Source organism: Bradyrhizobium sp. IC3123 (genome assembly GCF_020193625.1).
In the GTDB taxonomy this organism is placed as follows: Bacteria; Pseudomonadota; Alphaproteobacteria; order Rhizobiales; family Xanthobacteraceae; genus Bradyrhizobium; species Bradyrhizobium yuanmingense.
The window spans coordinates 43897-55857 of sequence record NZ_JADYVF010000004.1 but is presented as its reverse complement, the minus strand read 5'-3'; the positions used below and the strand labels follow the sequence as shown (position 1 = coordinate 55857).

The 11961-nt window shown below is 64.8% G+C and carries 10 protein-coding genes; 3 read left to right on the top strand and 7 right to left on the bottom strand.

Features of this window, described 5'->3' with window-relative positions:
* The first annotated feature begins 47 nt into the window (after positions 1 to 47).
* On the top strand, positions 48 to 1586 hold the full coding sequence (locus I6F20_RS14515; RefSeq protein ID WP_225126703.1) for a hypothetical protein: 1539 nt from the start codon (positions 48 to 50) through the stop codon (positions 1584 to 1586).
* 79 nt (positions 1587 to 1665) lie between these two features.
* A complete protein-coding gene (locus I6F20_RS14510; protein ID WP_193374981.1) occupies positions 1666 to 1830 on the top strand; it encodes a hypothetical protein in 165 nt (54 codons plus the stop codon).
* 158 nt (positions 1831 to 1988) lie between these two features.
* On the opposite strand, the gene I6F20_RS14505 is transcribed toward I6F20_RS14510, so the two are convergent.
* The 3 genes from I6F20_RS14505 to putA all read right to left on the bottom strand — a co-directional run bounded on the left by I6F20_RS14505 (position 1989) and on the right by putA (position 7146).
* Positions 1989 to 2636, bottom strand: coding sequence for a glutathione S-transferase family protein (locus I6F20_RS14505; protein ID WP_225126702.1), 648 nt, complete (start codon positions 2634 to 2636; stop codon positions 1989 to 1991).
* 189 nt (positions 2637 to 2825) lie between these two features.
* Positions 2826 to 4031, bottom strand: a complete 1206-nt coding sequence (locus tag I6F20_RS14500; protein WP_109145231.1) for a CaiB/BaiF CoA transferase family protein — start codon at positions 4029 to 4031, stop codon at positions 2826 to 2828.
* Between the two features lie 115 nt (positions 4032 to 4146).
* Positions 4147 to 7146, bottom strand: coding sequence for a bifunctional proline dehydrogenase/L-glutamate gamma-semialdehyde dehydrogenase PutA (putA, locus tag I6F20_RS14495; RefSeq protein WP_225126701.1), 3000 nt, complete (start codon positions 7144 to 7146; stop codon positions 4147 to 4149).
* Between the two features lie 113 nt (positions 7147 to 7259).
* On the opposite strand from putA, the gene I6F20_RS14490 reads away from it, so the two are divergent.
* Positions 7260 to 7721, top strand: coding sequence for an Lrp/AsnC ligand binding domain-containing protein (locus tag I6F20_RS14490; RefSeq protein ID WP_036009699.1), 462 nt, complete (start codon positions 7260 to 7262; stop codon positions 7719 to 7721).
* 172 nt (positions 7722 to 7893) lie between these two features.
* Here the strand turns inward: I6F20_RS14490 and I6F20_RS14485 are convergent, their stop codons facing one another.
* The 4 genes from I6F20_RS14485 to I6F20_RS14470 all read right to left on the bottom strand — a co-directional run bounded on the left by I6F20_RS14485 (position 7894) and on the right by I6F20_RS14470 (position 11771).
* Positions 7894 to 8094, bottom strand: a complete 201-nt coding sequence (locus tag I6F20_RS14485) for a cold-shock protein (RefSeq protein WP_008563500.1) — start codon at positions 8092 to 8094, stop codon at positions 7894 to 7896.
* Between the two features lie 208 nt (positions 8095 to 8302).
* Positions 8303 to 8611, bottom strand: a complete 309-nt coding sequence (gene sorB / locus I6F20_RS14480) for a SorB family sulfite dehydrogenase c-type cytochrome subunit (protein ID WP_225126700.1) — start codon at positions 8609 to 8611, stop codon at positions 8303 to 8305.
* Between the two features lie 12 nt (positions 8612 to 8623).
* Positions 8624 to 9823, bottom strand: a complete 1200-nt coding sequence (gene sorA / locus I6F20_RS14475) for a SorA family sulfite dehydrogenase catalytic subunit (RefSeq protein WP_225126699.1) — start codon at positions 9821 to 9823, stop codon at positions 8624 to 8626.
* Positions 9824 to 10043: 220 nt separating this feature from the next.
* Entirely contained in the window at positions 10044 to 11771 is a 1728-nt protein-coding gene (locus I6F20_RS14470) for an adenylate/guanylate cyclase domain-containing protein (RefSeq protein WP_225126698.1), read from the bottom strand.
* Positions 11772 to 11961: the final 190 nt, after the last annotated feature.

The window sequence follows — 11961 nt, the reverse complement described above, 5'->3', positions numbered from 1 at the left end:
GCGCCTTTTTGCTTGAATAGGTGTCCCTGCGCGGTGTTACCTCAGGCATGGGCCGCGCCTTGCGAATTCTCGTTGCTGCCGCCGCATTGCTGGGCGGTGTGGTTTCGCTGTTCGCAGCGGAGAATGCCGCGCTGACGCGCGGCACCGCGATTACCGATCCCGATCTCCTGCGCAAGCTCGACCAGAACAACACGCTGACGATCTCGCGTCTTTTGTCGCCGGAGCGGAATTCGGACGTCCCGCTCACGACCGAGCCGATGTTCGCCTCGCTGCCGCAGCTGAAAGACATTCTGCCCGCGATCGATGCGGAATTCGACCGCTATATCGCATGGTTCAGGGCGACCTATCCGGGCGAGACCATCGGCGTCGGCGAGGGTTTCGGCGTACAATTGTTCGATCGGGCCAATCTGAAATCGCGCGAGGCGCGCTTCGTGCTGGCCGGCATCGTCAATCGCATGGATCGTGCCTATGTCTCGGAAGAGTCCTGTGGCGAGATCCGGCTGATCTATCGTCTGGCGCGCTTCGACAGCGGGCCGGATGGCGGCAAGACCGCAACGCGCCTGCCGATGACATTCAACCTCGTGATGAAGGCGCGCGATGGGCGCCAGACGGATGCGAACGGCAAGCCGATCAGCTGCGCCGAGATCGCGCGGCGCTGGCTCGACAATGGCGACTGGCAGGGCTTGATCGGCGGTCGCGCTCCGCCTGACGACGCCATGCTCGACAGCATCGAGACCAACATCCAGGTCTCGGTCGCGCCGAAATCGGCGCTGCACGATTTCCGCTCGGACTATCTTCTCAAGGTGTTCAAGTACAATGCCGCCACCAGGACATTCGTGGAATCGACGCTGGAGAACCAGATCGACCGCGATCGCATTCTTGCCGACGATGCGCTGCGGCGCGACTTCAAGGCGTGGCTGCTCGCGCCGGAGAACTTACGCGCGTTCGATCGCGGCACCGTGTTGATCCCGGAGAAATTTCTGGCCAGGGCCGCAATCGTGCCGACCCCCGCCGGCCTCGACGCCTCGGCGTTGCAGCCGGAGTTCGGCATGATGCAGGGGGAGGGCAAAGGCGATCCCGTCTTTACCGACAATGACGTGGTCGGCGCGCTGAAGCAGGCGGCGGCCCACGGCCTCGACATGCAGAACGTCCGCTCGGTCGCAGGCTTCCAGCGCCGTCTCAACGACGTCACCTGCACCGGCTGTCACCAGACCCGTGGCATCGGCGGCTTCCATTTCCCGGGCGTCGATTGGCTTGCGGACAGACCGTCGAATGCCGCCATCGTGGCGGCCTCGCCGCACTTCTTCGGCGACCAACTCCGCCGCCGCGACATCCTGACCGCGTTCGCGGCCGGAAAGATCCCTGATTTCTCACGCGGATTTGCCAGTCGGCCGCAGACCCGCGGCAGTCGCGAGCTCGCCGGCAGCGAATATCAGGACGGCTGGGGCGCGCATTGTTCCCTGCAAGATCCGGGATCGGGAACGCCGGACAGGAGTTTTACGTCATGGAGCTGTGCTAGCGGTCTGACCTGCCAGGCCGCCGCGGCCTCGCGCCGCATCGGCATGTGCTTCATCAAGACGCGTTAGCGCGTGATCCAGGAAAAGTGTGGAGCGGTTTTCCGAAGGATCACGCGCAAGATAAGGTCTCAAGCGATTTGGATGACCCATGACGGATACCGGCAACGCCAACAAGGCGCGCAATCGCGAGATCGCGCGGAACGAGGAAGTCAAGCAGGTCACCGGCAGCGCCCGCGTCAGCATCTGGGCCGTCGCGGTGGCCGTCATCGTCGGCGGCATTCTGTTCACGCTGGGCTGGCTGTCGTTGAGGTGAGCTTGCTTACCTCTCCCCGCTTGCGGGAGAGGTCGAATTCGATCGCAGATCGAATTCGGGTGAGGGGGTACAGGTCCCTCGACGAACTCACATGTGGAGAGAAGCCCCTCACCCAACCCTCTCCCCGTAAGAACGGGGAGAGGGAGAAGAGAGAGTCCTCACGTCGCGTAGTTCGTCATCCGTTTTCCCGGCAGCAGCTCGTAGGCCGGCTTCCAGCCCGGCAGCGCGGCCATGCGGCCGAGCCAGGCATGGATGGCGGGATGGCTCGATGCGAAATCGAAGCCATGCTCGTCGCTGGGATAATGCAGATAGGCCATCATCGAGATGTCCGCGACCGTCGGCCTTGCGCCGATCGCGAATGCATTGTGCTGGAGATGGCCGTCGAGGATACCGAGAAAGTCTTCGAGCCGCCGGCGAAAATGCTTCAGCACCTGCGGATCGTTCTTCTCGGTGAAGGCGCGCATGAAGCGGTAGGTCGCCATGTAGCCGGTGAGCTTGTGGTTGTCCCAGAACAGCCAGCGCAGCAGCTCGAACTTCTCGTCCTCCGTCTCGGCGCCGAAACGGCCGTATTGCTCGGCCAGTTTCAGCAGCAGCGGCGCAGTCTGCGTCATCTTCACGCCGTCGATCTCGAGCACGGGAATCTCGCCCATCTCGTTGACGGCCTTGCGCCATTCCGCCGTGCGCGTGACGCCGCCGGCAAAATCGGTCCAGACCGGCTCAAACGTCTCGCCGCAGAGCGTCAGCATCAGCGCCAGCTTGTAGCTGTTGCCGGATTCGGGGAAGTAGTGCAGGCGGTAGCTAGGCATAGGACCTCGCGAGGCGTGTTGTTGCTGCGATTATAAGCGAGATCGCCCCACGCCGTCATTGCGAGCGCAGCGAAGCAATCCAGCAATGCGTCCGCGGAGACACTCTGGATTGCTTCGCGGAGCCTGTCATCGGGCCGCGCTCCGCGCGGACCCGTTGGCTCGCAATGACGAGGTTAGAGCGGCGCGCTCCTAACCGACCGCTCCCGACCCCCGCAGCGCCTTGATCGCCGCCTCGTCAAATCCCGCCCCGCGCAAAATCTCGTCACTGTGCTCGCCGACGGCTGGCGGCTTGCGCGGCTGCACCTTCTTGGCGCCGTCGATCCAGATCGGGCTGTTGATGGTCAGCATGGTGTCGTTCTCGAACGGCACCAGCACCTCGTTGTCGAGCATCTGCTTGTCGTTGGGGATGTCGTCCAGGATGGCGACGACGCCGAACACGAGGCCGTTACCGTCGAGGATTCTCCGCCATTCGGCGAGATCCCTGGTGGCGAAGGTCTCGTCCAAAATCCTGATCAGCTCGACCGAGCGGGCGTGACGGTCGGCCTTGGTGACGAAGCGAGGGTCGTTGATCAGATCCTCACGGCCCAGGCATTTGGCCAGCGTCGGAAACTGCTTCTCCTCATTCAGCAGCGACAGGATCAGCCAGCGGCCGTCCTTGCACTGGTAATGATTGGCCACCGCGTTAAGCGCGCGCTCGCGCGGGCGCCGCTCGCCGAACTTGGCGCCGCAGAGCTTGGCCTGCGCCAGCACGCTCGCGGCCCACACCCCGTTCGCCATCAGGTTGGAAGCGACGTGCGAGCCCTTGCCGGTCTTCTCGCGCTGATACAGTGCGGTGACGATCGCGCCGTAGAACGCCATGGCGCAGGGATGGTCGCCCATGCCCGCGACCGAGCGCGCCGGCGTGGTGTCGGTGTCGGCGCGGACGAGATCCATCAGGCCGGACCGCGCCCAATAGGCGTTGCTGTCGAAGCCGGGTTTGTTGGCTTCCTCGCCCTTCTCGCCATAGCCGGTGAAGGAGGCGTAGATCAGCCGGTCGTTGAGATGGGCGAGATGATCATAGGTGATGCCGAGCTTGGCGCGCACCGGCGGCGGCATGTTGGTGATGAAGACGTCGGCCTCCGCCACGAGCTTGTAGAGCACGGCTTGCGCCTCCGGCTTCGACAAGTCGAGCGCGATGCTCTTCTTGTTGCGCGCCTCCAGCAGCCAGGCGAAATTGTGCTCGCCTGAGGGATAGCCCGGCAGGTTCGGCAGGTTGCGATAGGGGTCGCCAGTGCCGGGCGGCTCGATCTTGATAACGTCTGCGCCGAAATCCGACAGCACGGTCGCGGCCGCGGGCGCTGCGATGAAGCTCGCGCAGTCCAGAACCTTCAGGCCTGCAAAAATGCCCTTCTCCATCGCGGCGTCGCTCCCTCGCTTCAATCGTTTCCCGCGCGCTGGAATTGGCGCGGGCGCGTGATGAGAGCATTAGACCGATGTTTTGCCGGGATGCAACGGCGCGTGGCGCAGGGCCTCACTCCTCCCCCGCAAGCAATGCGGCATTGCCGCCGGCCGCAGCCGTGTTGATCGTCACCGTCTGCTCGGTGGCAAAGCGCGCGAGGTAATGCGGGCCGCCGGCCTTGGGGCCGGTTCCGGACAGGCCGCTGCCCCCGAACGGCTGCACGCCGACCACGGCGCCGATCATGTTGCGGTTGACGTAGATGTTGCCGACCTGGACGCGGTCGACGATGGCCTCGATGGTGTCGTCGATGCGCGAATGGATGCCGAGGGTGAGCCCGTAGCCGGTGCGCGCAATCGATTGCAATACACGTTCGAGGTTCTCCGCGCGATAGCGCACGACATGCAGGATCGGGCCGAACACCTCTTCGGTGAGCTGACCGGCCTCCTTGATCTCGAAGATATGCGGCGCGACGAAGCAGCCATCCGGCGCGGTGCCCGCAAAATGCAGCCGCGCCTCGCGCTTCATCCGCGCGATATGCGCATCGAGGCGCTGCTTGGCCTCCTCATCGATCACCGGACCGACATGGGTCGCGACATCCGCGGGATCGCCGATCTTCAGTTCGCGCGCGGCGCCCGCGATCATCTCGACCATGCGGTCGGCGACATCCTCCTGCGCGAACAGGAGCCGCAAGGCCGAGCAGCGCTGGCCTGCGGAGCGGAACGCAGAGGTCACGACGTCGTCGGCGACCTGCTCGGGCAGTGCGGTCGCATCCGCGATCATGGCATTGATGCCGCCGGTCTCCGCGATCAGCGGCACGATCGGCCCGTCCTTGGCCGCCAGCGTCCGGTTGATCTGGCGCGCGACCTCGGTCGAGCCGGTGAAGACTACTCCGGCGACATCAGGATGCGCGGTGAGGACGCCGCCGATGCGGCCGTCGCCGGTGACGAGATGCAGCGCGCTTCTGGGGATGCCGGCCTCGTGCAGCAGGGCAACGGCCTCGCGCGCGATGCGCGGCGTCTGCTCGGCGGGTTTCGCCACCACGCTGTTGCCGGCCATCAGCGCCGCGGTCACCTGGCCAAGGAAGATTGCGAGCGGAAAATTCCACGGCGAGATCGCGACGAACACGCCGCGGCCGCGCAGGCTAAGCACATTGCTCTCGCCGGTCGGGCCGGGCATGGCGGCATCGTTTCCGAACAGCTTGCGGCCCTGCGCGGCATAGTAGCGGCAGAAGTCAGCGGCTTCGCGCAGCTCGGACAGAGCGTCGTCGAGCGTCTTGCCGCCCTCGGCTTGCAGCAGCGCGATGAAACGGGCGCCGCGGGTTTCCAGGAGATGCGCGGCCTGCTCCAGCGCCGCCGCGCGTGTGCCTGCAGGTGTCCGGCTCCAGGCAGTAAAGCCGGCGCGCGCAGTCGTCACCGCCGCGTTGGCCTGATCCCGTGTTGCGTCAGCGACAGGCTTGAGGTCGGCCGCCGCGGCCTTCACGTCCGTCAGCAGCTGGTCGAGGGCGGCACGCTCACCGAATTCGACGCCGCGCGAATTGCGCCGCTCCGGCGCGAACAGATCTGCCGGCAACGGAATCTTGGCATGAGGTGCCTGCAATGCCTGGCCGATGGCATTCGCCGGGCGCTGCAGCAGCGCCGAAACCGGCACGCGATAATCGGCCGCCTGCGCCACGAAGGACGAGTTGGCGCCGTTCTCCAACAGGCGCCGCACCAGATAGGCGAGCAGGTCGCGATGGCTGCCGACCGGCGCATAGGTGCGATAGGCGATGTCAGGATGATCCTTTGCGAGTTGCTCGTAGAGCGCTTCGCCCATGCCATGCAGGCGCTGGAACTCGAAGCCGCCGCCATCTGCTGCGAGCTCCAGCACGGTCGCGACCGTCAGCGCGTTGTGGGTGGCGAATTGCGGGAAGATGCGCGGCCGCAAGGCGAGAAGCTTCGTCGCGCAGGCGACGAAGTTCAGATCGGTCATCGCCTTGCGCGTGAACACGGGATAGCCGTCGAGCCCGCGCTCCTGGGCGCGCTTGATCTCGGTGTCCCAATAGGCGCCCTTGACCAGGCGCACCATCAGCTTGCGGTCATGCGCGCGGGCGAGTTCATCGACATAGTCGATCACCGCGCTAGCACGCTTCTGATAGGCCTGGATCGCGAGGCCAAATCCGTCCCAGCCGGAAAGCGAGGGATCGGCGAGCGTCGCCGCGATCACGTCGAGCGACAGCTCCAGCCGGTCGGCTTCCTCGGCATCGACGGTGAAGTTGAGGTCATGCGTCTTGGCGCGCTGCGCAAGGTCCAGCAATAGCGGCACCAGCTCGGCCATCACGCGGCCGCGGCTGATCGCCTCGAAGCGCGGATGCAGGGCCGAGAGCTTGACCGAGATGCCGGGCCGGTCGGGCAGGGGATGGTTGCCCGAAGCCTTGCCGATCGTGTCAATCGCGCTGGCATAGGAGTCGAAATAGCGCTTGGCATCGGCGGCCGTGCGCGCGCCTTCGCCGAGCATGTCGAAGGAATAGCGCGGCTTCTGGCCCGAGCGCGGCCGAGCCCGCTCCAGCGCCTGTTCGATCGTCTCCCCTAACACGAAATGGTTGCCCATCAACCGCATCGCCTGGCGCGTCGCGGTGCGCACCGCCGGTGCGCCGAGCCGCTTCACCAATCGGCCGATGGTGCCGTCGGGCGTCTCGCCGGGCTGGATCACCCGCGCCGACAGGCCGAGCGCCCAGGCCGAAGCGTTGACCAGGAACGCGGTGGACTTGGTCTCGTGATGGATGAAATCGCCCTCGCCGAGCTTGTCCTCGATGAACTGGTCGGCCGTGCGCGCATCGGGCACGCGCAGCAGCGCTTCCGCCAGCACCATCAGCGCCAGCCCCTCCTTGGTCGAGAGCGCGAACTCCCGCAGCATGTCCTCGACCCCGCCGAGCCGGTCGTCGCGCTTGCGGATCGCCTCGATCAGCCGCGTCGCGATGCGGTCGATCCGGGCCTCCCGTGCCGGCATGAGATGCGAGGCCGGCAGAACCTTTGCGGCGATCTCGGAATCATCGGGGGCGTAAGGCGCGGAGAAGGGGGGCGGGATGTTCGGCATGGCGTGTCCTGTGGCTGAAATCAGGATAAGGCCCGCGTGACCGTAGTTCGATAGACAATCTAGCTAGTGTGCCTTAGAAAATGAAGAGGATTAGCCATTTGGCCGGATAAGATATGGAACTCGATCGAACAGACCGGAAAATCCTCTCGATCCTGCAGGAGGATGGGCGCATCGCCAATGTCGAGCTCGCCGAGCGCATCGGGCTGTCGCCGACCTCGATCGGCGAGCGGTTGAAGCGCCTGCAGCGCGAGGGCTTTGTCGAAGGCTATGGCGCGCGGCTCAACCCGCACCGGCTCGGCCTTGGGCTCCTGGTGTTCGTCGAGGTGCTGCTCGACAAGACCACGCCCGACAATTTCGAGCGGTTCGCCCGAGCCGTGAGGCTCGCCCCTGAAGTGCTGGAGTGTCACATGGTTGCCGGCGGCTTCGACTATCTTGTGAAGGCGCGGCTTGCAGACATGACCGCCTATCGACGCTTTCTCGGCGAGACCCTGCTGTCGATGCCGGGCGTGCGCGAGACGCGAACTTATGCGGTGATGGAGGAGATCAAGCGCGACGCACCGCTGCCGGTGGGTTAGCGAAGTGCAGTCGCGATTGTCATTGCTGTGGTTCGATGAGCGGTCTTCACAAGGAAAAAATAGCTATCCTTGTGCAATCGCAACGCCTGTCGTCGAATGCACCGGCCGTCTTCTTAAATTTTCTTGGCCCGCTCCCGGACAAATCCGGGAGGCAGCAAAGGCTGGCGCGGGCTTATACTTTGAGGTTTTCCGCGGAGGTCTTGCCCCGGTTTGCGATCTCTTCGTATTCCACCGTCTGTCCCTCGTTGAGGGTCGACAGACCGGCCTTCTGCACTGCCGAGATATGCACGAACACATCCTTGCCACCCGACGCAGGCTGGATAAATCCATAACCCTTCGTCGGGTTGAACCACTTGACCGTACCTTTAGCCATCACGACTTCTCCGCGGGTCTTCCTCCGAGATCTCGAACCGCCAGTCCCCGCCAACCGGCCGGTTCGGTCCTAACAGGATACGCGGAATGTGGCAGGCTTGGTAGCTCAAACCACATCGCCATTTCGCCGAATTCCGCTCAACTTCGCGGCGTTTTTGCCGGTTTTGCCCGTTTCGCGGTCAAATGGCAGGAGCGCGTGATGCCATCCCTCAGTAGGTCGCGGTCAGATAATCGACGATCTTGCCGACATCGGCATCGTCGATCGGTGCGCCATAGACCTTGATCATCTTGGTCACCTCGGCCTGCCAGAACGCCCTCTTGTCCTTCATCGGCGGCTGCGTGGCGACGTAGTCGGACGAATGGCAGGCGCTGCAATTGCCCTGCACGACCTCGAGATTGGGACCGGGCTTGAAGGCGGCGACCTCGTCGGGGGTCTTGTAATTGACGGGCGCTGCAAGTGACGAGCCCATCAATGCGGCGACGGCGAGTGAGATGGCGAGGAGAACGATGCGCTGCATGGTCAGTCTCCTTCAGGCCACGCTGACGCGGACGGTTTCGACGACGTTGCGCAAGTAACCCGCCGGGTTCCAGCGCGGCATGTCCGGCTGGGTCTCGCCGCCATTGCCGGTGGCGCGGACCTTGAGCTCGTGGCTGCCGGCCGCGAGCTTCACCGGCAGCTTCCATTCGCGGAAGGCGTATTTGCCGAGGTCCTTGCCGAGCTTGGCGCCGACCCAGGTCTTGCCGCCGTCGGTGGAGACCTCGACCTGCTTGATGCCCTTGCCGCCATCGAACGCGATGCCGCGCAGGGTCACGGCTCCCGCCTTCAGCTTGGCGCCATCGGGGACGCTGGTGATGAAGGAGCGGATGGTGAAGCGGTTGATCGGGATCGTCGCCTTTGGCGCGGTGCCCGGCTCGACCGCATTGTTCGGCGTGTCGGGGATGCGGTAGGCCGACTTCATCCAGAAGCCGTCATAAACGTCGTCGATGACGGTGATCTCGTTGAGGTGCTTGACCCAGTAGGTGCCGAAATAGCCGGGCACGATCAGGCGCAGCGGAAAGCCGTTGAGGAACGGCAGGTCCTCGCCGTTCATGCCATAGGCCAGCATCACCTCGCCGTCGGTGGCGTGATCGATGTCGAGTGCCTTGATGAAATCCGGCGTCTTGTCGTTGACCGGTCCGTCCATGCCGTTGAAGGTGACCTGCCTGGCGCCGCTGTGCACGCCGGCTATCTCCAGCACGTTCTTCAGCGGCACGCCCCGCCAGCGCGCGCAACCCATCGCGCCGTTGGCGAGCTGACCGCCGGCGACGCGCGGCTCGAAGAAGCCGCGGCTGTTGCCGGAGCACTGGTTGACGGCGACGATCTCCGTCGCCTTCATCTTGCGGATGTCCTTCAGCGACAATTTCAGCGGCTTGTCGACCTTGCCCTTGACCTCCAGCGTGAACTTGTCGGGGTTGAGATCGTAGGGCAGGTCGGAGAGGTGGTAGCGCACGAAGAACGCGTTGTTCGGCGTGATCGGGCCGTCGTTGAACACCGCAAACGGGGTCTCGAGCTGCGGCGGCCGGCTGGTCAGGCCGATCATCGGCCGCTTCTGCGGATATTTCACCAGCGGCCGTTCGCCATTGGCGAAGGGCAGGGTCACCGTGTCGAGGGCCAGCGCCTTGGTGGAATTCAGTGTGGCCGCCATGGCGGCAAGGCCTGCTCCCTTGAGCAGGTCGCGTCGATCGAACATTCTTTCTCCTCCCGGAGCTTCTCGTTGGATCGGCGGTCATCAGCACGATCCTGCGCTCATCTGTCGCAACCATTTGCGTGAAGTCAATTCGCGCTTTCGCAGCAAGCCCATGCCGCTGCGTTGCAGCAGGCCGGTGTTGTGCTCGTAACGAGATTGACGAGCAGTAGGCCGCGACGACGGTGCGCTCCCTCGCCCCGTTCTTACGGGGAGAGGTAAAGAATCACGCCGCCACGCGCTTGCTGCGATCGACCAGCGCCGCCAGCTCCCTCGCATTCGCCACCACGCGCACTGCGAGCGGCTGGTCGCGGCCGCGGATGGCGACCTCCTGCTGCGGCAGGGCGTCCTCGGCAATATCAGCGGTACGGCGCACTTCGTCCGAGACGATCGCCTCGCAGGCCAGCGTCTTGGTCATGTCCTGGAGGCGGGCGGCGACGTTGACGGCATCGCCGAGCGCGGTGAAGACGATGTGATCGCGATAGCCGATGTCGCCGATGATGACCTCGCCGCCGTGGATGCCGATGCCGAAGCGGATCGGCTGGCGCAGATCGTGGCTCAGGAGATCGTTGAGCTCGTCGATATGCGCAGCGATTCCCGCGGCGGCCTTCATCGCCTGCCGGCAGGCGGTTTGCGGGTCGGCCGCGAGTCCGAACAGCGCCAGCATGCCGTCGCCGACGAACTGGTTCGGCTGGCCGCCGTTCTCGATCACCGCTTGCGACACCGCGCCGAGGAAGCGGTTGACGATGAAGACCGTGTCGAACGGCAGGCGCTTCTCGGCCAGCTGCGTCGAGCCGCGCATGTCCACGAACAGGCTGACGAGATAGCGCTCCTGGCCGATACTGGCCGATGTCGAGGCTCCGTCCGTTGCATGCGTGTGAGCTGCGAAGAGCTGGAAGAACGAGAGATCGGAGGTCGGACGCAGCTGACAGGCCAATCTGATCGAGGGATCGGCGGTGCCGACGCGGGTGAGCACGAAAGCCTCGCGCTGCGACGGAGTGGGCAGGGCATCATGATCGCCGATGATACGGATGCGGCAGGTCGAGCAGCGGGCGCGGCCGCCGCAGACGCTGGCGTGCGGCACGTTGTGGCGCAGGCTCGCCTCCAGCACCGACAGGCCCTTGGGGACCCGCACCGTCTTGCCGTTGCCGTAGGACAGCGCGATCATGCCGCCGCGCCGTTCGCGCAAAGCGCGCACGCCGCGCGCCGCCAGCACCAGTCCCAACAGACCGAAATAGCCCATGGTGAGACCGCCCGCGATGCGCTCGAGCGTGTTGCCTTCCGCAACCGTGCCGACCTTGCTGCGGGTGAGATGCTGCTTACGCCATTCGCCGTCGTCACTGTCGGCGGCGACGCTGCGGCCGCCCTGGTAGATGCCGAGCAGCGATAGCGTCGGGATCAGCACGGCGGCCGCGAGCAGATAGGGCGCCGCGCGTGTGAAGAACGGCTTCAGCCGAAGCCAGAAATAGACGCCGATGCAGCCGTGCACCCAGGCGATGAGAAGCAGGATCGTCATCTGCCAGAGCAGGCCCGGCGCCGCGACGAAGAACAAATAGAGCTCCTGCGGATACAGCTTCTCGTGTCCGTACAGCGTCTGCGCGAGCCGCACGCCGATGACATGGCCCATGACGAGGACGGGGATGCTCAAGCCGAGCACGAGCTGGAGCGGCTCGATCGTTCGCCAGCGGAACTGGCGGCGCTGATACAGCGCGTAGACGCCGAGGCCCATATGGGTGAGGGCGGCCGTGTAGAACACGATCGCGACCGGGAGGAACTGCCAGAACAGCGTGTGGTAGTAGACCCCGGTCTCCATGGCATCAACCGAGATGTTGCCGAGCGCGTGGTTGAGGAAATGACTGACCACAAAGGCGAACAGGATGATGCCGCAAACGAGTCGCACCTGCCGCACCCCGGCGGCGCGGACGACTGACATCTGTGTGGGAGCGGTGGCCATGATTCGGTTGTGTCAGGTCCTGGAGGAGACCAGCCAGCGTAACCTTTAATTTCCGATATGGACAGCCAGCAGGATCACAGGGACGACGGCCCCACATTGACTCCCCCTTCCAAGTCGGGGAAAAGCGCCGCCGTGACGATCGCTCCCGACATCTCTGCAAAGCCTGACGGCGCCGAACGGCGTCTGATCC

Coding starts and splice junctions, on each gene's coding strand:
- putA (WP_225126701.1), bottom strand. CDS start 7,146: ATGCCGAACATCCCGCCCCCCTTCTCCGCGCCTTACGCCCCCGATGAT.
- I6F20_RS14505 (WP_225126702.1), bottom strand. CDS start 2,636: ATGCCTAGCTACCGCCTGCACTACTTCCCCGAATCCGGCAACAGCTAC.
- I6F20_RS14470 (WP_225126698.1), bottom strand. CDS start 11,771: ATGGCCACCGCTCCCACACAGATGTCAGTCGTCCGCGCCGCCGGGGTG.
- I6F20_RS14515 (WP_225126703.1), top strand. CDS start 48: ATGGGCCGCGCCTTGCGAATTCTCGTTGCTGCCGCCGCATTGCTGGGC.
- I6F20_RS14510 (WP_193374981.1), top strand. CDS start 1,666: ATGACGGATACCGGCAACGCCAACAAGGCGCGCAATCGCGAGATCGCG.
- I6F20_RS14485 (WP_008563500.1), bottom strand. CDS start 8,094: ATGGCTAAAGGTACGGTCAAGTGGTTCAACCCGACGAAGGGTTATGGA.
- sorA (WP_225126699.1), bottom strand. CDS start 9,823: ATGTTCGATCGACGCGACCTGCTCAAGGGAGCAGGCCTTGCCGCCATG.
- I6F20_RS14500 (WP_109145231.1), bottom strand. CDS start 4,031: ATGGAGAAGGGCATTTTTGCAGGCCTGAAGGTTCTGGACTGCGCGAGC.
- sorB (WP_225126700.1), bottom strand. CDS start 8,611: ATGCAGCGCATCGTTCTCCTCGCCATCTCACTCGCCGTCGCCGCATTG.
- I6F20_RS14490 (WP_036009699.1), top strand. CDS start 7,260: ATGGAACTCGATCGAACAGACCGGAAAATCCTCTCGATCCTGCAGGAG.